The following is a 20,798-nucleotide window of genomic DNA, read 5'->3' as shown; positions in this document are numbered from 1 at the left end:
TCGGGGGTGGGGGATCAGGAGGTGCCGGTGAACCTAAAGGTATGGACCACTTACGTCAAGGGGTGAAGTAAGGTTTGACGAAAGGGGGTTGGCGCGAGGCCGTCCCACCGGGCGTGCGGGTACGGCGAAGGCCCGCCCGGAGCCGGTCCGGACGGGCCTGCTCGCGCCGGCTGCCCCGCGGCTCAGGAGCGTCGGTCGGCCGGCCGCGGCCGGCGCGGGATGCCGAGGGCGCACACCGCCCCGGCGAGGACCACCGCGACGCCGACCCACACCGCGGGGTGCAGGCCGTCCACGAACTGCTGCGGGTCCCGGGTGGAGCCGTGGGCGACGAACACCGTGCTCAGCACGGCGATGCCGAGCGCGCCGCCGATCTCGCGGACGGTGGTGTTGGCGCCGGACGCCTTGCCCGCGTGCTCCTTGGCCACCGAGCCGAGAACCACCGCGGCCGTCGGCGCGAAGACGAAGCCCATGCCGATGCCGGCCACGATCATCGGGCCGACCAGCGAGGAGTAGGCGGTGTCGGTGTCGGCGACCAGGTTGATCCAGCCGAGGCCGACGCCCTGCAGGAACAGGCCGAGCGCCATCAGCCGGCCGCCGCCGACCTTGTCGGTGAGCATGCCCGCCACCGGGGCGACGAACATCGGCATCAGCGTCCAGGCGAGGGTGCGCACGCCGGCCTCCAGCGGGGTGCGCGGCGGCACGATCTGCAGGTACTGGGCGAGCAGGAACAGCGAGCCGAAGACACCAAAGTACATGGTCGCGGAGACCACGTTGGTGAGGGTGAAGGCCCGCACCCGGTAGAACGACAGCGGCAGCATCGGCTCGTCGGTGCGGGCCTCCCAGACGACGAACACGGCCAGCAGGACCGCGCCCGCGGCGAACGCGCCGAGCACCTTGCCGGAGGTCCAGCCGTCGGGCTCGCCGTGCACGATGGCCCACACCACCGCGCACAGTCCGGCCGCCGCGAGCAGCATGCCGACGAGGTCGAGCCGCACGCCGGGCAGCGAGCTCTCGCGCAGCGCGAACAGCACCAGCGGGATGGCGACGACGCACACCGGCACGTTGATCCAGAAGATCCACTGCCAGTCGAGGCCGTCCACCACGGCGCCGCCCACCACCGGGCCCATGGCGACCGCCAGGCCGCTGACGCCGGACCACACGCCCAGCGCCATGCCGCGCAGCCGCTCGGGCACGGCCTGGGACAGCAGGGTCAGCGACAGCGGCATCACCGCGGCGGCGCCGAAGCCCTGGACCGCGCGGAAGGTGATGAGCTGGGCGCTGGTGTCGGACAGGCCGCAGCCGACCGAGGCCAGCGTGAACACCGCGATGCCCGCCACGAAGACCGCGCGCCGGCCGAACCGGTCGCCGAGTGCGGCGCCGGTCATCAGCAGGCAGGCGAAGCTGAGGACGTAGGCGTTGACGAACCACTGCAGTTCCTGCGTGTTCGCCTTCAGGTCGACGGCGAGGGTGTGCAGGGCCGTGGAGACGACGAGGTTGTCGAGCGCGACCATGAACATCGGCACGCTGCACGCGACGATCGCGAGCCACAGCGGCACGCGGCGGCCCTCGGGAGCCGGGGCCGGGGCCCGGTCGGCGTCGAGGACCGGGCTCTCTTCGGACAGGGTCATGGGGATCTCCAGGGGGGGTGAACCGTCGGCGGGGGTCAGGCGCTCGCGGCCTGCTCGGCCAGGCGGCGCTTGGCGTCGGACCAGTCGATGGGCAGCTCGGCGGCCGGGACCTGCCAGAACGTGAAGACCGAGTCCTTCATCGTGGGCCGCAGGCCGATCATGATCGACTTGTGGGGTTCGGTGCGGGCGTAGGTGTAGAGCGCGTCCTTGTCCTGCCAGGCCGACAGGGTCCAGAAGGTGCGCTTGAGGGGCTCGGCGATCAGCGAGGCGCCGTAGGCACCCGGGGCGCTGCAGACCTGCTTCCAGGAGGCGAGGGACTTCACGAAGAAGCGCGGGACGTCGGAGAGGGAGCGGACCTCCAGCCGGGACGCCATGACGAACGCCTCGGCGTCCGGGGCGGGGGTGTGGACGGTGGTCCAGCGCAGGGTGGGCATGGCTGCGGCCTTCTTCGGGTGAGAGGGCGGGACGACGGACGTCGGGCAGGGTGGGGGACCCGAGGGGACCCATTGGATACCTTCACTATCTATGTTAGACAGTAGAGGTATCCAGTTTCCAGAGCGGGGCGGAGCCGATCCGATGCGCATCTCCGAACTGAGCCGCCGCAGTGGCGTCTCCGTGACGACGATCAAGTACTACCTCCGCGAGGGCCTGCTCCCGCCGGGCCGCCAGACCGCCGCCACCCAGGCCGAGTACGACGACCAGCACCTGCGCAGGCTCCGGCTGGTCCGCGCACTGACCGGGGTGCGCGGGCTGTCGGTCTCCACCACCCGTGAGGTGCTCGACGCCCTCACCGAGCACACCGGCGACACCCACCTGGTGCTGGGCCTCGCCCTCGGCGCCGTCCGCCTGTCCGACGAGGCCGCCGCGCACCCCCCGGAGACCGCCGAGGTCGACGCCCTGGTCAAGGAGCTGGGCTGGGCCGTGAACGAGGCCGCCCCCGCCCGCGCCACCCTCGCCGAGACCCTCGCCTCCCTGCGCTCCCTCGGCGTCCCCGTCGACGCGCGCACGCTGCTGCCCTACGCCCGCCTCGCGGAGCGGACCGCCGTGCTCGACCTCGACCAGCTCACCGGCCTGGCGGACCCGCTGGAGGCCGCCGAGCGCGCCCTGCTGCTGACCGTCCTCCTGGAACCCGCGCTGATGGCGCTGCGGCGCATGGCCCAGGAGAACGAGTCGGCACGCCGGCACGCCGCGGAGTGACCCCCGCCGGCCCCGCGGCTCAGGCGCCCAGCTCCCGCAGGAGCTGGGCCGCGGCCTCCTTGCCCGACGAGAACGCGGCCTCGTGCGAGCCGATCTGGTCGTGGTACTGCTGCTTGGAGTGGAAGTAGGAGCCGCACAGCTTCACCCGCGGGCCCTCGTTGACCTGGTAGATGGTCCGCTGCGCCTCCCGCAGCGTCATGTCGATGACCGGGTGCTCGTAGGGGAAGGTGCGGATCACCGTCTCCTCGCGCACCTCCAGCGGGTAGTCCAGCGTCACGAAGTAGTCGGTGTCGGACGTGAACCCGTGCAGCTTGTTCATGTAGTAGGCGACGTACGTGCGCGGCTGCCCGTCCACCGTCACCTTGCCGTAGTTCCACGCCTCCCAGCGGTCGCGGTCGCCGGGCATCACGGAGGCGTCGGTGTGCAGGATCACCGACGAGCGGTTGTAGCGGATCGGCGCGAGCAGGGCGCGCTGCCGCTCGGTGGGGTTCTCCAGCAGGCCGCGCGTGATGTCGCCGTGCGTCGCGGCCACCGCGTAGTCGAAGCGCTCCTCGCCGGAGGCGGTGCGCACGAGGACGCCGTCGGCCTCCTGCCGGATCGAGGTGACCGGCTCCGACAGCCGGGTCTTGGGGTCGATCGCGGCGATCGCCTTGCGCACGTACGACACCGAACCGCCGGTCACCGTGCGCCAGTCGACGCGCCGGCCGCCGAGGCCGCCCTCGTCGTGCGCCATGAAGAACGCGATCACCGTGGTGGCCGGCATCTCCCAGATCAGCTCCGCCGGCACCGACCACACCGCGCTGCACAGCAGGATGAAGTAGCCGTACCGGAACTCCTGGCTGTAACCGCCCCGGTCCAGGTACTCGCCCATCGGCAGGTTGGTGCGCTTGCGGAAGAAGTCGCGCCGGCCCTCCTCGTGGAAGCGCCGGGCCTCGTGCCAGATCGTCTGGAAGTACTCCGGGTAGCGGGCGCGGATCTCCTCCTCCGGCAGGTCCAGCTCGTCGCTGCCGTACTGGAACCGGCCGTCCAGGTCGAAGAAGTTGAACCCGCTGACCAACTGCTGGTGCGCGACGCCCAGTTCCTCGAAGAAGGCGCCCAGGTTCGGGTAGGCGGGCTTGTTGAACACCACGAACGCGGTGTCGATGCCCAGGACCCGCCCGGCGTCCTCGACCTCGACGGTGTTGGCGTGGCCGCCCAGGCGGTCCTCGCGCTCGAACAGGGTGATGTGGGCGTGCTCGCGCAGGGCGTAGGCGGCGGAGATACCGGCGACGCCGCCACCGACGACGGCGATGCTGGGCTTGTCGGACATCAGGGCTCCTTACGGGGTGGGGTCAGCCGGAGAGGGTCACGGTGCGCAGCCCTCCGGGCCGGGAACGCTCGGTGGCGACGGCCACCACGTGCTGCGGGGTCGGTCGGATCAGGTCGAACTGCCAGCCCGCCAGGGGCCGTCCGCTCTCGTGGACCTCGATGCGGGGGCCGGGCAGACCGGTGAAGGCGAAGCCGGACAGGGCACGGCGCAGCCCGGTGCCGAGCGCCTTGAGGTAGGCCTCCTTCAGCACCCAGTACGCGGCCACCCGCGCCGCCCGCGCCCGCTCGTCGGCGAGCGCAGCGAGGTCGGCGCGCTCCGGCTCGGCGAAGTGCCGGGGCAGGTGGGCCACCGCGTCCGGGCCCGCGGGCGAGCGCTCGGCGTCCACCCCGCAGGCCCGGCCGGCGTCGGTGACCACACAGGCGATCAGCCCGTCGGTGTGCGACAGGTTGAAGCGCAGCCCGGTGCCGGCCGGGGCGCACGGCTCCGGCCGGCCGTCCGGGGCCGGCCGAAAGCGCCAGGCCGCCGCCGGGAGTCCGGAGACCGTGCCGAGCGCGTGCCGCGCCAGCAGCAGCGAGGCGACCCGGCGCAGCCGGCCCCGCGCGGCGAGCGGCCGCTCGCACCGCGCCCGTTCATCGTCGGTGAGCAGGGCCGTGCCGCCCAGGCGCGCGACGAACGCCCCCGCCGCCGTCTCGGGCAGCAACCACAGGTGACGGTCCGTCAGGTCCGCGGGGGCGACGGCGCCGGGGGCCGGGCCCGCGGTCCGCTCGGCGCCCATGTCAGCGGCCGGCCGCGGCCAGGTCGCCGCGCTCGGCCAGCGGGAACTGCCAGTACGAGAACAGCCGGTCCTCCCGGTGCAGGTGCCGCAGCACCCGCATCACCTCGTCGACCGCCGCCGCGTCGGTGACCGCCTCGTGCGGCCTGAGGTGCCGGCGGATCCGCTCGAGCTGCAGGAGCAGCAGCGCCCCGCTGGGCAGCGGGTCCTCCAGCGCGGCCGCCGAGTGGACGTAGGTGTGCACGCACGCGGCGGTCGCGTGCAGCAGGCAGTACTCCTTGGCCAGGTCGAACAACTCGGCCGACTGGCCGAAGTCCCGGCCCAGCGCGGCCTTCAGCGCCCCGGCCCGCTCACGCACCGAGTCGGCGTGCGCGAGGAGTCCGGCGGCCACCTCGGCGGCCCGCTCCAGCCACCGCCGCTCCTCACGCTTGGCCTCCTCGGCCATCCGCCGCAGCCGGGCCAGCGCGGCCGGCGCCGCGATCAGCGCGTCGTCGCGGCCACGGGAGAACAGCTCCTGGTCCCACGGCCGGTACAGCGGCAGCTCCCGGTCGATGCCGAACAGCACCTCGGCGTTGCTCTCGGCCTCGGCGCGCACCTCCGCTCCGGCGTCCCGCACGGTGGCGAGCAGCCCCTCGAGCTGGAGCGCGATGTTCTTGAGGTTCACCACGGTGTTGCCGTCGGCGAAGTTCGCCACCGGCAGGTCGCGCAGCATCTTCTGGTGGATGGCGTAGTGCGGCTGGTCGCGCAGGTAGAACCGGGCCCCCAGCACCACGTTGAGCTGCGCGAAGGTGCGCTCCAGCAGCGTCGGCACGAAGTACTTCACCACCGACGACCACACGCTGGTCTGCTCGGGCACCACCTGCAGCGCGCGCACCGCGCCGAGGCTCACCGCGTCGGCGACCATCAGGTCCGCGAACACCTCGGCCAACTGGCGCCGCGAGTAGGGGATGTCGCTGACGACCCGCCCGAACACCTCGCGGCGCTCGGTGAAGTCGAGCGTCACCCGCAGCCCGGTGTCCACCGCGGACAGGGCGATCCCGCTGATCAGCGCCCGCGCCGTCTGCGAGGTCTTCAGGGCGATCTCCAGCCCCTGCCCCGGCTTGCCGAGCAGCGCGGAGTCCGGCACGAACACGCCGTTCAGCCGGAAGCCGCTCATGTCGAGGCCGCGCAGCCCGTGCATGCGCTCGCGCGGCAGCTCGTCCACGCTGCCCGCGGGGGTGGCGCGCTTGTCGAGCACGAACACCGAGTAGCCGCCCGGGCCGCCCCGCGGGTCGGTGCGGGCGTGGATGCTCAGCCCGTCGGCGACCCGGCCGTTGCCGATCAGCCACTTCTCGCCGGTCAGCAGCCAGCCGCCGTCGGTCTTCACCGCGGTCATCTCGTTGGCGGTCAGGTCGCTGCCGTGGCGGCGCTCGGACAGCCCCCAGGCGTAGCGGGTGCCGTGCTGCACGGCCCGCACCAGGGCCCGCTTCTGCTCGTCGGTGCCGGCGATCCAGGCGGGCATGAAGGACAGGCTGGTGATGATGAACGCGGTCGCGGTGGTCGGGTCCCGGCGGGCGATCAGCCGCATCAGGTTGAACCCGATCTCCACGTCACCGGCCTTGCCGCCCTGGGCGCGGGGCAGCGAGTAGTCGGCGGCGCCCCAGCGCTGGATCAGGTTGACGAACTCGTAGGGGTAGTCCTCGCGTTCGTCGTACTCCAGCACGCGGGCGTAGGGCATCCGGCTCGCCGGGTCGTGCGGGTCGCCCAGGTGGCTCTCCAGCCGCCGGGCGAGCTCGGTGAGGTCTTCCTTGGGCACGATGGGTCTCCGACGGTCAGGCGAGGTGGACGGGGAGGACGCTGAACAGGCGGTTCGCCGCGTGCAGTTCGGCGGCGAGGTCCGCGGCCGGCAGGAGCGCGGCGGCCTCCCGGCGCGGGTCCGTGCCGTCGGCGCGGGCGAGGAGGTAGGCCAGGCAGGCGCCCAGCCAGGCGGGGGTGAACGTCGCACGGTCCGGGTCGGCCCACGCCAGGTGCACGCAGCAGGCGGCCGCGTGCAGCCAGGCGTAGCGTTCCGCGAGGTCGACCAGGCCGGTGTCCCGGTCGGCGCCCGCCAGTTCGGCGGGCAGCCCGCCGACCGCGGTGACCAGGCGCGTGACCAGGTCCGCGGCGGTGAGTTCGCCGTCCCGCGTGAGCCGGGCGAGGACGTCCGGCGCCGTGTGCGGGAGGGCGGCGGTGACCGGGTCGTGGCCGCGGGCCGTCAGGTCCAGGCGGTCGGGGGCGTAGGGCGGGAGCGGGGCGGTCAGGTCGAAGGCGGTGCGGACCTCCTCCACCGCGCGCTCCGCCCCGGCGCGGTCCTCCCCGGCGACGTGCCGCAGCGACGGCAACTGCGCGGCGTAGGCGCGCAGGTTCGCCAGGGTGCTCGTGTCGATCACCCGCACGATCGCCGCGTCCCGCTGGAGCTTCTGGAACAGGCCCCCGCCCGGACCCTCGGTGCGCAGCACCGCCCGCGTCGCGAGGACCGTGCCGCAGCGGCGCAGGGCGTCCTCCGTGCTCTCCGCGACCACGTGCTTGGCCGCGCAGCCCCAGACGCTGAACACCCCGGGCGCCACGTGGATCCCGCGCGCCGCGGCCAGCGCGACCGCGTCGGCGGCCAGCAGGGCCGCCGAGGCCACCGCCACCTCCCGCCGCGGGTACGGCGAGCCCAGCACGGTCGTGCGGCCCACCCGCCGCCGCGCCGCGAAGTCCAGCGTCAGCCGCAGGGCCGTGTCGGCGCAGCCCAGGCTGCCCGCCATGGACATCACCCGGACCGCCTGCTGGGCCTTCATCACCGGCTCCAGCGCCTGCCCCTCGGTGCCGACCAGGGCGTCGGCCGGCACCGGGAAGCGGTCGAAGCGCAGGTGCGCGAAGTCGATGCCGCGCATCCCGCTCGCGGGCACGGCCGGGCTGCGCTCGAACCCCTCCGCCCGGTCGGGCAGGTCCAGCAGCACCGCCGAGAAGGCGCCCGGCCCGCGCTCACCGGTCCGGGCCACCAGGTACACCGCCTCGCAGCGCCGGCCGAGGCCCACCATCCACTTCTCGCCCGACAGCTCCCAGCCGCCGTCCACCGGCACGAGCCGGGCGGTGTTGGCCAGCAGGTCGCTGCCGTGCCCGGCCTCCGACAGGGCGAACCCGACCGCGCCGCCGCGCGCCAGGATCTCCGCCGCGTGCTTGCGCTGCTCGGGCGAGCCGTGCAGCGCCAGACAGGTGGCCGCCGTGATGCCGAACATCGTGCCCGGCATCACGTTCAGGTCCCGGCGGGCGGCCGTGCGCACCAGCAGCATGCTGTGGTCGAACGACGTGAAGCGGCCGCCCCACTCCTCGGGGAGGTAGTTGAGGTGGAAGCCGGCCTTCCGCAGCACGGCGCACAACTCCTCGGGGAACGCGTCCTGTTCGTCACGGGCGACCGCCGCGGCGAAACCGTGCGGACCGGTCGCGTCGTACGGGTCGCCCAGCAGGCGCTCCAGCTCCTCGGGGCTCACCGGGCCCCCTCCAGGGCGGGCGCCTCCAGCGGCACCGGACGGTAGTCGGACACCGACGCGGGGAACCGCACGCCCGCCACCCGCAGCTGCGCCAGCCGCGTCTGGAACGCGGCCCCGCGCATCAGGTGGTGGGCGACGTCGGCGACCCGGCGGTTGCCCGGCGCCTTGAGGTAGCTGGCGGTCACCCAGTCGTTGAAGGCGCCCATCGCCGGACCGCACCACACCTGGTAGTCCAGGACCCGGTCCGGGTCGCCGACCGTGGACCAGCGCGAGGCCATGCCCAGGTACCAACGGAACACCAGCGCCATCCGCCGCTTCGGGTTGTCCGCGGCCCGGGCGAGCTGCTCGGGGTCGCGGCGGCTGAAGTAGCCCACGCAGTCCTGCCAGACGTCCTCGAGCGGGCGCCGCAGGATCTGCTTCTCCAGCCGGGTCCGCTCCGTGTCGGGCAGCGCCTCCAGGCCGTCGTACGCCTGGTACAGCTCGTACAGGCGCTTGGCGCGCATCGGGAACAGGGTGCCCTTCTTCAGAACTTGCAGCTCCACGCCCATCTCGAACATGTCGGCGGCCGGCGCCATCTCGCAGTCGGCGATGCCGGCGTCCGCGAGGAGCGCCTTCGTCGCCTTCGACGCGCCGGACTCCACGCACGACTGGTTGACCGAACCGGTCACCACGTACGCGGCGCCCATCGCGAACGCGCCCGCCACCGACGTGGGGCAGCCCAGGCCGCCCGCCGCGCCCACCCGGATGGGCACCGGGTAGCGGTGCTCGCGCTGCACCGTGTCGCGCAGCCGCAGGATCGTCGGCAGCAGCGCGGTCAGCGGCCGGCGGTCGGTGTGGCCGCCCGAGTCGCCCTCCACGGTGATGTCGTCGGCCATCGGCACGTACTTGGCGAGGTCCGCCTGGTCGGCGGTGATCAGCCCCTGGTCGAGGAGCGAGCTGACCAGCGTGGCCGGCGCCGGCCGCATGAACCGCTCGGCGGTCTCCGGCCGGGACACCTTGGCGATCAGCCGGTGCTCGGCGACGACCGCGCCGGACGGGTCCCGGCGCAGCCCGCTCAGCCGGTACCGCACCACGTGCGGGCTGAGGTTCATGAACGCCGACGCCTCCACGCAGCGCACCCCGTGGCGCAGGAACAGCTCCACGGCCTCGCGCTCCAGGCGCTCCTCGCTGGGACTGTGGATGAGGTTCACCGCGTACGGCAGCCCCGGGATCTCGGCCGCGAAGCGCACCAGGGCCTTCTCGATGGTCTCGGGCAGCAGCCCGGCCGCGCCGAACGAGGCCAGGAAGCCCTCCCGGGCCAGCGCGATCACCAGGTCGGCGGAGGCGATGCCGCCGGCCATCGCGCCCGCCATGTAGGCGTGGCCGACACCGTGCGCGGCCAGGAAGGCGGGCGAGCCGAGCGTGCGGGCCGGCAGCGCCGGGGCCGCCGCGAGCAGCGGCACGCCCGCGCCCGTGGTGGGCCCGCCGCCGGACACCGCGCCGACGCCGGACGGGGTGCGCACGACGAAGCAGGGCCGGTCGAGGTCGGCCAGCACCTGGTAGATGCCCGCCGGGTCGGTGTGCGGGCCGCTCTCTCCGTGCCACCGCAGGGGAGTGGTCTGGGTCTGCATGACGGGAGTCGTCTCCTCGGGCCCGATCAGGCCTGGTCGCGGGTGTCGTCGGGACGGACCTCGATGGCCACGTCGGTCAGCTCGTAGATGCGCAGGCCCGGCTTCCACAGGTCGGCGTCGGCGATGACGACCAGCCGCTCGCCGTCCCGCCGGACCTCCTTGACGTGCACGTCGAAGCGGAGTTCGCCGTCGTGGCGCAGGATCTGGCCGCGGTACTTCCAGCTCATCGGCACGTTCGTGGCGAGCGCGAACCGCGGCCGCTCGATGCCCTCGGCCAGGCCCCGCTCCAGCACGTACAGGCGCAGCGCCTGCAGGATCGCCTCCACGCCGAGCGAGCCGGGCATCACCGGGTCGCGGTGGAAGTGGCAGTCGAAGTACCACTCGTCGGGGCGGATGCTGCGGAAGCCGTGCAGGTAGCCCTTGCCGTGCCGGCCGCCGTCCTCGACGAGGTCGACGTGGTCGACGAGGTGGAAGTGACCGCCGGGCAGCCGCAGCTCGCCGCTGAACTGGGGTGCGTCGGCGGGCAGCTCGATCCGGCGGACGTCGGCGGGTGCCGCCTGCTCGATCCAGGGCGCCACGTACGTGCCGTTGTCCAGGCCGACCTGGTTGGCGAGGGCCGCCTCGCTGAAGTAGCCGAAGAGGGACTCGCCGGTGTAGAACACCTCGCCGTCGGCGGACAGTTCGTAGCGGAAGTTCTGCAGGACGGCCCCCGACACGGCGCTGGTCATCAGCAGCGTGGAGTGGTGGCGGATCGTCTTGCCGCGCAGGTCGACGTCCTTGACCAGGGTCGCCCGGCCGTCGAGGTTGCGGATGGAGTACTCGGTCTCCGGCTGCTTCAGGGTGGCGCCCAGGTAGTAGCCGAGCAGGATCGCCGCCTGGAGCGAGGTCTCCATGTACACGCAGTTCGGCATGTGCGGGTGGGAGTTCTCGGCGTAGTACCAGGCGTCGGCCGGCGAGTCGTACTCGGTGACCATCTCGGAGCCGGGCTTCAGGTCGCCGCGCGTGCCGTCCAGGCGCATGATGCGGTCGACGAACTGGAAGTCCCCGTTGGGGATGTAGGGCGCCCGGCTGTCGCGGTACACGTCGAACTCCGGGCCCATCGCGGTGCCCAGGTCGCCCTTGGCGGCGTGCGCGAGGTGCAGCTCGTTGATCATCGCGGGCTCGCCGGAGCGGTTGCACCGCCCCAGGAACTCCGGGACACCGCCGAGCGGCGGCCGGTAGGGGGTGCCCTCCTTCTCCCGGATCTGGATGCCGAAGTTGCGCATCCGGATGACCGGCTTGTCACCCAGGTACACCAGGATGTCGGCGATCACGGACGGACGCGGCAGCAGCGTCAGCTCCATGACCTCGATCTCGTAGCGGATCTCGGAGTGCGCCGGCGTGATCTGGCCGCGCACCTGCACCTCCGTCTCCAGCCCGATGATCGTCTGGAAGCGGGCGTCGGGCAGCACCAGGTGCATGCCCTGGTGCAGCAGGTACGCCTGGAGGGTCTGCACCGCGCCCTCGGCGACCATCGAACCGGCCAGCACCGGGTCGTCCGGGAAGTGGCACTCGAAGTACCAGGCGTCCGGCTCCAGCCGCTTGTACGCGGTGATCGCGCCGATGCCGCGCGGGCCGCCGGTGCGGTCGATCAGGATCTCGTCGACCATCCGCAGCCGCGCGTCCGGCAGCCGCAGCGCCGGGTTCAGGCCGGGGTCCTGCGCGTGGTGCGGGCCGAAGACGTCCCCGGGGCGCCCGTCGGCCAGCAGTTCCAGGTCGGCCGCCGTCAGGTGGTTGTTGTCGGTGTACGCCAGCGGCTTGAACCAGGTCTTCGTCAGCGCCGCCCGCCGCTGCCGCTCCTTCTCGGTGACGACCACCCCGAGCGGGGTGGCGAGTTCGGCCTCGGAGAAGAACCCGGCGCAGGCGTCCTTGAGTTCGAGGATCAGCTCGCCGTCGGCGTAGCAGAGGTAGCTGAAGAAGAAGAGGGTGGTGTCGCCCTGGCGGACGAACCGGTTGATGGAGATGTCGTAGCGCAGGGTCTGGCCGGTGCGCGGCAGGTCGCCGTGGAAGACCAGCTTGCTGTCCAGCAGCCGGTAGACCCGCTCGCCCCGGTTGCGGAAGTCGATGCCCAGGTAGCTGATGAGCAGCAGGTCGCACTGCCCGGCCTCGATGGCGACGGCCGGCGGCACCCCGCCGTCGACGGCGTACCAGGCGTCCTCGGGGACGTCGTACTCGGTGCGGATGAACGACGGCTCGTACACCCCGGTCTCGGCCTCCAGGGCGGTGACGCGGGTGACGAAGTGGTACGGCGGCGCGGGCAGCCGGACGCGCTTGGCGTAGCCGTCGACCGGCGCGAACCCGGGCCCGAAGACGTCGGCGATCCGGCCGGTGGCGAAGGCGAGGAGCTGCTCCTCGTCCCAGATGACACCCGGGGTGCGGGCGGGGCCGGCGGGCGCCGGACCCGTGGGGGCGTCGGGGCCCGCTGGCGCGGCCGGTGCCGCCGGGGCCGCCGGGGCCGCCGACGCGTCCGGGGGAGCGGCGGCGGGCAGCGCGGGCTGCGGCGCGGCGGACGGGAGCGGCCCGGGCCCGGCGGCGGGGAGGGGGCGCGGGGCCGGCGCCACGGCGGGCGCGGACGCCCTCGCGCGCGGGTCGAGCAGCGCTTCCGTGCGGGCCAGCGTGTGCTCCTGCAGGACGCGCTGGGTCTCCATCACCACCGAGTGGGTGGCGACCATCTGCCGGCGCAGCTCGTGCACCAGGTCCGCGGCGGCGGTGCCGCCGGACCCCGCGGGGCGCGGCGGCCGGGCGCTGCCCGGCGTCCCGGCCGCGGCGGCAGGTGCGGTCGCCGCGGGACGGGGAGGGACGACGGCGGGGGATGCGGGCGGAGCGGGGGACACGGCGGTGACGGCGGACGGCGGACCGGCGGCCGCGCCCGGCTCCAGCGGGCCGCGCGGCCCCCCGGGCTGCTGCGGCTGCCGCGGCTCCGGTGTCCAGGGCAGGAACGCGATCGGCTCACCGTCGAAGGTGATGACCTCGGCGTCGTCGAGGGTCGGATCGGCGGGCATCGGGTCGGTTACCTCCAGCGGAACGGCCGCGCCGGGAGCGGGCCGTGCGTCCTTGACGTCGACTGCGGCGCTCGCGGGCGCGGGTGCCGTACGGGCGGCCGGGGCGGACACCGCGGCCGGCGCGGCGGCGGCCCGCGCGGCGACCCCGGCCGGGATCGAGGCGCCCCCGCCCACCGGCACCCGCAGCAGGGCCGGCCGGGCCTTCCGGGCCACCGGGTCCGGGCCGAGCAGCCCGGCCAGGTCGACCGGCAGCCCGTGCGCCGTGAGCCGGGCCGCGAGCTGGGCCACGGACCGCGCGGCCGGCACCCCGCGCCGGTCCACGGCGACCGCGACGTGCTCGGCGTCCCCGAGGGTGTCGCGCACCCAGCGGGTGCAGGTCGCGCCCGGGCCCACCTCGACGAAGTAGCGAAAGCCCCGGTCGTGGGCGGTGCGCACCAGGCGCGGGAAGTCGATCGTGCCGCGCAGGGTGTGCGCGATGCGGCGGGCCACCTCGGCGCGGTCCAGGGTGCCCACGGTGTCGTAGTCGTAGGCGCTGAGCAGCTCCAGGCCGCCCGTCGAACCCGTCGGGTGGTCGTTGAGCTCGGCGAGGCCCGCCAGCTCCCCGTCCACCACCGGGCAGTGCATGACCGACCCGACGGGCGAGCGGGCCGACGGGCAGCCCAGCTCCTCGATCAGCGCCCGGCACTGGGCCGGGTCGCCGGCGACGACCGCCTCGGTGGGCGTGTTGACGTGGGTGAGGAACACCCGGTCGTAGCGGGCGAGCGCCCCGGTGATCCGGTCCGCGGACTCCAGCAGCACGAAGCTGCCCCACACCGCCGCGTCCGGGGTGTCCTCCGGCAGGTCCCACAGCTCGCGCACCGTGCGGCGCGGGCCGGTCAGCCGGTCGCGGAACAGCTCGGTGGCGCTGATCCGGTCGTCGCGGCGCGCCGAGCGCAGCCAGCCGCCGGTCGCGAACAGCATGCTCGACTCGCCCAGGCTGTACCCGAACGCGCCGTGCGCCGGCACGCCCAGCAGCTCCCGCACCAGGTCGGTGTAGAGGATGGCGAACGTGGTGCCGGTGGCGAGCATGAACGGGACGTCCTCGCCCAGTTCACCCTCCAGCGCCATCAACGCCCGTCGGTCCAACGCCTCTTGCGAGCGCGGGTAGAGCTGCGCCGCGCGGAACATCCGGTCGGGGTCGGTGGCCTCCGCCTCGAACCGGGTGAGCAGCGACGGGAACGCCCGGAACAGGTCCTGCCCCAGCCCCGGGTAGGAGTTGAAGGCACCCGGGTAGACGAGCGCCACCTTCCCCTGCGGCCCGATCGGCCGCGGGGCGAAGCAACTGCCCGCCGGGGTCGTCCACTCCTCGCCCCGGGCGTACGCGTCGGCCAGGTGACGGGTCGCCAGCTCCAGTTGCTCACCGAGCTGTCGTGCGTCCCGGCCGACGAGCACCACCCGCAGCGCGCTGCCCGGCAGCCGCTCGGCCGCCGCCCGGGCCAGCCGGTAGGGGTCGGCGCCGCGCTCCAGCAGCTCCTGGTGCCCGGCGACCTCGGCGAGCAGCCCGTCGACGTCCGCCGCGCCGAGCGCCAGCAGCACCGGGGCGCCGGCCCGCCGCCAGTCGGACGCCACGAGGTCGCCGCGGGTGTGCTCGGCGGACAGCACCACGTGGCCGTGGGCGCCGTCGGAGCCGATCACGCTGACCGCCGCGTACCGCCGCTCGTCGTTGCCGCCGCGCAGCCAGGGCCGGGAGGCGTCCGGCACGTGGAAGGCGGAGTCGGCGAAGTGCCCGGCCAGGTCCGGGTCCGGCCGCCGCCAGCCGGGTACGCCCGGCAGGTAGCCGTGGTGCAGGCACAGCACCGCCCGCAGCAGCCCGGCCATCGCCGACGCGGCCTGGGCGTCGCCGACCTGCGCCTTGGCGCTGCCCAGCGCGACCGCCCCGGACCCGGCCGGGTACACCCGGGCGAGACCGGCCAGTTCGGCCGCGTCCTGCGCCGCCGTACCGCCCGCGTGGGCCTCCAGGTAGCCGACGTGCCCCGGACCGATCCCGGCCCCGGCCAGGGCCTGCCCGGCCGCCTCCGCGAGCGTCGCCGCGTCCGCCTCCGGCAGCACGCCGTCGACGGGGGCGCAGTGCCGTACGGCGACGGAGTCGATCCGCGCGTACACCGGCCGCTTCGCCTCGCCCGCGCGGGTGACGACGACCGCGCCCGCGCCCTCGCCGATCCGGCGGCCCCGCTGCCCCTCGCCGAAGCTGAGGCCCGCGCCCGCGACCGGGGCGGCGCCGCGCAGCAGCAGGTGCTCGGGGGAGCCCGCCAGGTCGACGGCGCCGACCAGCACCGCCTCCACCGTCTCGTCCAGCAGCAGCAGCCGGGCGATCTCCAGCGCCTCGGCGGTGCCCGCGCCGTCGGAGGACACCGTGAACGACGGCCCGGTCAGGTTCCACAGCGAGGAGATGCGGCTCGCCATGATGTTGCCGATGTAGCTGAGCACCTCGTTGGCGACGATCGGCTCGTGCACCGCGTCGCGCGTGGCCGCGGCCAGCGCGGCCCGCTGCTCGTCGGTCAGTTCGAGACCGGCCTCGGCGTAGGCGCGGCGCAGGAAGTCGCCCAGGCCGTGCCGGGCGAGGTGCAGGTGCGCGCTCGGCTCGATCTCCATGGCCACCACGACCGCGACCCGCCGCGGCTCGGGCGCCTTCTGCCCGGCCGGCACGCTCCGGTCGTAGCCCGCGTCGCGCAGCGCCTCGTCGGCGACCTTGGACATCAGGGCGTGCTGGAGGTTGTAGTTGCGCAGGTCGGCGGGCGGGATGCGGTGGTCCGCCGGGTCCACGTCGACCCGGTCCACGAACGCGCCCTCCGGCAGCCGCGCGCGGTCCAGGCCGGCCCGCTCCAGGGTGCCGCCGGCCGTGTCCTCCAGGCCCCGCCAGCGGTGCTCGGGCAGCGTCCGGAACGCGTCCGAGCCGTCGTACAGGGCGCGTTCGAAGGCGGCGGCCGAGTCGAGGGTGCCGAAGTGCGCGCCCACGCCGACCACGTCCAGCGCGGGCGGCGCGACGGACTCCGCCCCGGCCGCGTCGCCCTGCGAGGAGGACTGCTCAGAGGGCTGCCGGGACGGCTGCGGAGAAGCCTGCGGAGAAGCCTGCTGGGAGAGCACCACGTGCGCGTTGGTGCCGCCGAAGCCGAAGGCCGACACCGCGGCGCGCCGCGGCCCCGGCCGCTCCTCGGGCCAGGGACGCGCGGCCCGCACCAGCGGCAGGTCCGCCGCGAGCGGCTCCTCGACGCCGATCGTCGGTGGCACCTGCCCGTGCGCCATCGACAGGATCACCTTCAGCAGGCTGCTCAGGCCCGCCACGGTCAGCAGGTGCCCGAGGTTGCCCTTCACCGAGCCCAGCGGCGGCACCCCGCCGCGCGGCCCGAACCAGGACGCGACCGACTCCGCCTCGGTGCCGTCGCCGATCGGCGTACCGGTGGCGTGGCACTCCAGGTAGTCGACCTCCTCCGGCCCGAACCCGGCCTGTGCGTAGGCCAGTTCGTACGAGCCGAGCTGTCCCGAAGGGTTCGGCACCAGCAGGTGGCGGCCGGCGCCGTCGTTGGACAGTCCGATGCCGTCCACGACCGCGTAGATCCGGTCGCCGTCCGCGAGCGCGTCCGCCAGCCGCCGTACCGCGACCATGCCGGCGCCCTGTCCGGTGAGGATGCCGGTCGAGCGGGCGTCGAAGGGCTGGCTGACGTCGTTGTCCGGGTAGGCGTGCAGGTCGGAGAACGACAGGTGGATCAGGGTCGGGTCGGGCGCGCACACCCCGCCCGCCAGCATCAGGTCGGCCTGACCGGCCGCCAGGTGGTCGCAGGCCAGCTTCAGCGCGTACAGCGCGGAGGAGCAGGCGGCGTCCAGCGCGTAGCGGGGGCCGCCCAGGCCCAGGGCGGCGGCCGTGACGCGGGCCGGTGCGCCGCTGACCCGGGCGTCGGCCGGGTGCACCGCCGACGGGTCGAGCAGCGGCGCCGGGGCGGGCGCCGGGTGCCCGGCACGCCTGAGGCCGTCCAGGACCGCCTCGTGGACCAGCGGCAGGCTGATCCGCGCGGACGCGGGCGTCGGGAAGGAGTAGTCGCCGATCACCAGGCCGGTGCGGGCCGCCAGGCACGGGCGGCCGGCGTGCCCGCTGTCGCGCAGCGCCTCGCGGGCCACGTGCAGCGACCAGTGGAAGACCCGGTCCAGGCCGGCGAGGTCACCGGCGTCCAGCAGGAACCCGGTGGGGTCGAAGTCGAACCCGGTGACGAAACCGCCCCGCACGCAGGTGATGGTGTGCGCGGGGTCCGCGTCCCGCGGGTCGGGCGCCGGACCGAAGACGTCCGGACCGCCCTCCCGGCGGCTGTCGACGCCGTCGCGCAGGTTGCTCCAGAACGCGTCGGGAGTGTCCGCCCCGGGGAACAGGCAGGAGATCCCGACGATCGCGAACTTGCTCATGGGGAGCTGTCTCCTCGCTTCTTGTGCTCGTTCGCCCGCGGGGGCGCCCCGGCCGGTGCCGGGGGCCGCTCGTGCCGGGCCCAGCAGACCCGTGCACCCGCGCCCCCGGCACCGGGGAGCCCCGTTCGGCTCACTCGCGAGTCGTCTCAGCGGCCCGCGAACTTCGCGGCCAGCTGCGGGGTGGACACGAGGGACACGCCGGAGAACCGGGCCAGCACCCGCCCGTCGGCCGCGCAGGCCGTCACGGTGAGCGTGGCGCCCGTGCCGTTCACCGACACCGGCTCCGCCACCACCAGGAACGGCTCGCCGTCCGGCAGCGCCTCGAACAGCTCGACGTCCGCCACGCCCATCGGCAGGCTCGCCGTGTCCCGGTGCCGGCGCATCCACACCAGCGCGGCCTGCAGCAGCAGGTCGGCGGTGCCGGGCGCGTACCGCTCGGACGCCAGCGCCCCGCCCTGCGGCCGGTGTTCGGCCAGCTCGCACTCCACGACCAGGCGCGCCTCGGCCGACTCCAGCACCCGGCGCAGCCCGCGCAGCGACGGACCGTGGAACAGCGTGCCGTCCTCGTACAGCCCCCGCGCGTCACGGCCACCGCCGAGCGCCGGCAGCCCGGAGACCCGTACGGTCCCCCCGGCGGCGGCACCCCACTGCACCCGCGCCGCGTAGTGCGGCCGTACGGTGCCGTCGGCGCCCTCGGAGACGATCCGCACGTCGGCCTCGGCGCCGTCCGGCGTCGGGTCGACCGCCAGCCGGAACCGGGCGCCCTCCAGACCGCCGTCGAAGACGACGCCCTTGTGGACGGTGAAGTCCCGCACCCGCGCGACGGTCCGGCCGGTCAGCCGCTCGACGGCGCCAGCCGCCCAGCCCAGGGCCGCCGCGGCGGGCAGCACCGGGGCGTCGCCGATGACGTGGTCGGCGACCAGCGGATCGGCCGCCAGGGCGTGCAGGTCCCGCTCCAGCACGGCCGGGGCCGCGGGCGCGGCGTCCTCGCGCACCGACAGGGGCGTGGTCGGGCCGAGGACGGTCACCACGTCGCCGGACCGCTCCGGGTCGAACTGCTCGGCGAACAGCCGGGTTCCGGTGTCCTCGGGGATGAGTGCGATGCCCCGCTCCTCGAACACCGCCTTGATCTGCGGCGACACCATGCCGGAGTCCCAGGCGCCCCAGTTGAGCGAGGAGACGTGCGCCTCGGGGTGGCGGCCCTTGAAGGACGCGGCCCAGGCGTTGAGCACCTCGTTGGCCATGGCGTAGTCGGACTGGCCCCGGTTGCCGAAGAACCCGGCCACCGAGGAGAACAGCACCACGTGGCGCAGCCGTCGGGCCTCCAGCGCGGCGACCACGGAGCGCAGACCGCCCAGCTTCACGGAGAACACCCGCTCGATCTCGGCGGCCTTCTTCGCGGCGATGAGCTGGTCGGCGAGGACCCCGGCGCCGTGCACCAGACCGGTGATCCGCTCCCGGTAGGGGGCGAGGGCGGCGGCCGTCGCGGAGGCGTCCGTGATGTCCACGGCCAGGTACTCGACCTCGCTGCCGGCGGCCCGGATGTCGGCCAGCGTCCGGCGCACCTCGCGCTCGCCGACGACCGCGCCGTAGAGCTGCTCGACGCGCTTCGGGGTGGGCTTCTCGCCCGACGCCTTCAGGTGCGCCACGGCGGCGGCCTTCAGCGCGGCCGCGTCCGTCAGGCCGTGCGCCCACGCGGGCTCCTCGCCCAGCGCGGTACGGCCGAGGAGCAGCAGGCCGGGGCGGTGGGCCCGGGCGAGGGCGACGGCGCAGCGGGCGGTGATGCCGCGCCCGCCGCCGGTCACCACGAGCAGGTCGTCGGCGGTGAGGGCGGCGCCGGTCGCGGCGGGCGCGTCGCCGGCGGGGGTGAGGGCGACCCGGCGGCCGCCGTCCCGGCCCACCTGCACCGGGGCCGGGGCCGCGTCCTGCGCCTCCTGCAGGACCAGCTCCGCCGCCTCGGCGGCACCGAGCCCGGGGGCCAGGTCGACCGCGCGGCAGAACAGCTCCGGGGCCTCCACGGCGAGGGTCTTGACCAGACCGCCGACGCCACCGGCGGGCGCGGCGTCCTCGGCGACCCCGCTCAGGCCGAACGAGCCGTCGAGCCGGGTGACCGTGACGAACGCGGCCCGGTGACCGGCCCGCGCGGCGGACGTCAGCGGAGCGACCAGGTGCTTGGCGACCAGCAGCGTGTGCGCGAGCCGGCGTACGCCCTCGGCCCACGGCAGGCCGTCCGCGGCGGCGAACACGACGGCGAGGTGGACCTTCTCGTCACCCAACTCTTCCAGCCGGGAGGACAGTTCGGTCGCGCCCCAGCCGGTGAGCGGCAGGTCCGTGGCGCCCGCGAAGCGCTGCGGGACACCCGGCAGCCGCAGCGCCCGCACTTGCCAGCCGGCCGCGGCGAGGCGGGCCGCCGTGGCCTCGGCGACCTCGCTGCCGTCGTCCACGACGAGCGCGGTCGCGCCCTGCGGGTAGGCGTCCACGAGACGGTCGGGGAGGGGCAGCTCGACCAGACCGGCGTGACCGCGGCCGATCGGCGCGGTGGTCGCGGGGGAGGGCTCGGCGGGGGCGGCCGGTGCGGGGGTGCTCGGGGTGCTCGGGGTGTTCGGTGCGGGGGCCGGGGTGCCGGTGAGGCCGGTGACGAAGTCGGCGATGTCGCCGAGGGTGCGCAGTTCGGCGAGTTGTTCGGGGCCGACGGGGGTGGGGCTGGGGAACTGTTCCTGGAGGACGCCCATGATCTCGACGCGCTTGATGGAGTCGATGCCGAGGTCGGCTTCGACGTCCATGGCGAGGTCGAGCATGTCGGCCGGGTAGCCGGTCTTCTGGGCGACGATGTCGAGGAGGGCGGCGGTGACGTCCGCGGGGGAGGCCGTGGTGGTCGCCGTGGCGGCCGGTGCGGGGGTGCTCGGGGTGCTCGGTGCGGGGGCCGGGGTGCCGGTGAGGCCGGTGACGAAGTCGGCGATGTCGCCGAGGGTGCGCAGTTCGGCGAGCTGTTCGGGGCCGACGGGGGTGGGGCTGGGGAACTGTTCCTGGAGGACGCCCATGATCTCGACGCGCTTGATGGAGTCGATGCCGAGGTCGGCTTCGACGTCCATGGCGAGGTCGAGCATGTCGGCCGGGTAGCCGGTCTTCTGGGCGACGATGTCGAGGAGGGCGGCGGTGACGTCCCCGGAGGTGGCGGTGGGGGCGGCCGGCGCGGTGGTGGTCGCCGGCTCCTGCGCCGCGTCCGCCGGGCTCGTGCCGCCGAGTTCCAGGACGAAGCCCACGATCTCGTTCAGGGTGCGCAGTTCGGCGAGTTGTTCGGGGCCGACGGGGGTGG

10 protein-coding genes are annotated in these 20,798 nt (G+C 74.7%); 1 reads left to right on the top strand and 9 read right to left on the bottom strand.

The window, feature by feature from the left end; all coding sequences use genetic code 11:
* Nucleotides 1-182 precede the first annotated feature (182 nt).
* Nucleotides 183-1,628, bottom strand: coding sequence for an MFS transporter (locus E4U92_RS09350; RefSeq protein WP_137299832.1), 1,446 nt, complete (start codon nt 1,626-1,628; stop codon nt 183-185).
* A gap of 35 nt (nt 1,629-1,663) precedes the next feature.
* Nucleotides 1,664-2,062, bottom strand: a complete 399-nt coding sequence (locus E4U92_RS09345; protein WP_137299831.1) for a DUF3291 domain-containing protein — start codon at nt 2,060-2,062, stop codon at nt 1,664-1,666.
* Between the two features lie 142 nt (nt 2,063-2,204).
* Here E4U92_RS09345 and E4U92_RS09340 point away from each other — a divergent pair, with 142 nt between their 5' ends.
* Nucleotides 2,205-2,825, top strand: coding sequence for a MerR family transcriptional regulator (locus tag E4U92_RS09340; RefSeq protein WP_137299830.1), 621 nt, complete (start codon nt 2,205-2,207; stop codon nt 2,823-2,825).
* 19 nt (nt 2,826-2,844) lie between these two features.
* Here the strand turns inward: E4U92_RS09340 and E4U92_RS09335 are convergent, their stop codons facing one another.
* The 7 genes from E4U92_RS09335 to E4U92_RS09305 all read right to left on the bottom strand — a co-directional run.
* Nucleotides 2,845-4,134 (bottom strand): NAD(P)/FAD-dependent oxidoreductase, encoded by a 1,290-nt coding sequence (locus tag E4U92_RS09335; RefSeq protein ID WP_137299829.1) that lies wholly within the window; start codon nt 4,132-4,134, stop codon nt 2,845-2,847.
* A gap of 22 nt (nt 4,135-4,156) precedes the next feature.
* Nucleotides 4,157-4,909 carry a 4'-phosphopantetheinyl transferase family protein gene (locus E4U92_RS09330; protein ID WP_137299828.1) on the bottom strand — a complete coding sequence of 251 codons (753 nt, stop codon included), beginning with the start codon at nt 4,907-4,909 and terminating at the stop codon, nt 4,157-4,159.
* A gap of 1 nt (nt 4,910) precedes the next feature.
* On the bottom strand, nt 4,911-6,701 hold the full coding sequence (locus E4U92_RS09325; protein WP_206666468.1) for an acyl-CoA dehydrogenase family protein: 1,791 nt from the start codon (nt 6,699-6,701) through the stop codon (nt 4,911-4,913).
* Nucleotides 6,702-6,717: 16 nt separating this feature from the next.
* The gene (locus E4U92_RS09320; RefSeq protein ID WP_137299827.1) at nt 6,718-8,400 is read right to left on the bottom strand and encodes an acyl-CoA dehydrogenase family protein; all 1,683 of its coding nucleotides are present in this window, start codon (nt 8,398-8,400) and stop codon (nt 6,718-6,720) included.
* Nucleotides 8,397-10,010 (bottom strand): PfaD family polyunsaturated fatty acid/polyketide biosynthesis protein, encoded by a 1,614-nt coding sequence (locus tag E4U92_RS09315; RefSeq protein ID WP_137299826.1) that lies wholly within the window; start codon nt 10,008-10,010, stop codon nt 8,397-8,399. The genes E4U92_RS09320 and E4U92_RS09315 overlap by 4 nt, the downstream gene beginning before the upstream one ends.
* 26 nt (nt 10,011-10,036) lie before the next feature.
* On the bottom strand, nt 10,037-17,482 hold the full coding sequence (locus tag E4U92_RS09310) for a beta-ketoacyl synthase N-terminal-like domain-containing protein (protein ID WP_137299825.1): 7,446 nt from the start codon (nt 17,480-17,482) through the stop codon (nt 10,037-10,039).
* A 146-nt stretch (nt 17,483-17,628) separates the two neighbouring features.
* A partial coding sequence (locus E4U92_RS09305) for an SDR family NAD(P)-dependent oxidoreductase (RefSeq protein WP_137300137.1) occupies nt 17,629-20,798 on the bottom strand: 3,170 nt, incomplete at its 5' end.

The organism is Streptomyces galbus (assembly GCF_005280195.1).
Classification (GTDB): Bacteria; Actinomycetota; Actinomycetes; order Streptomycetales; family Streptomycetaceae; genus Streptomyces; species Streptomyces galbus.
This window is presented reverse-complemented; position numbering and strand designations above follow the sequence as displayed.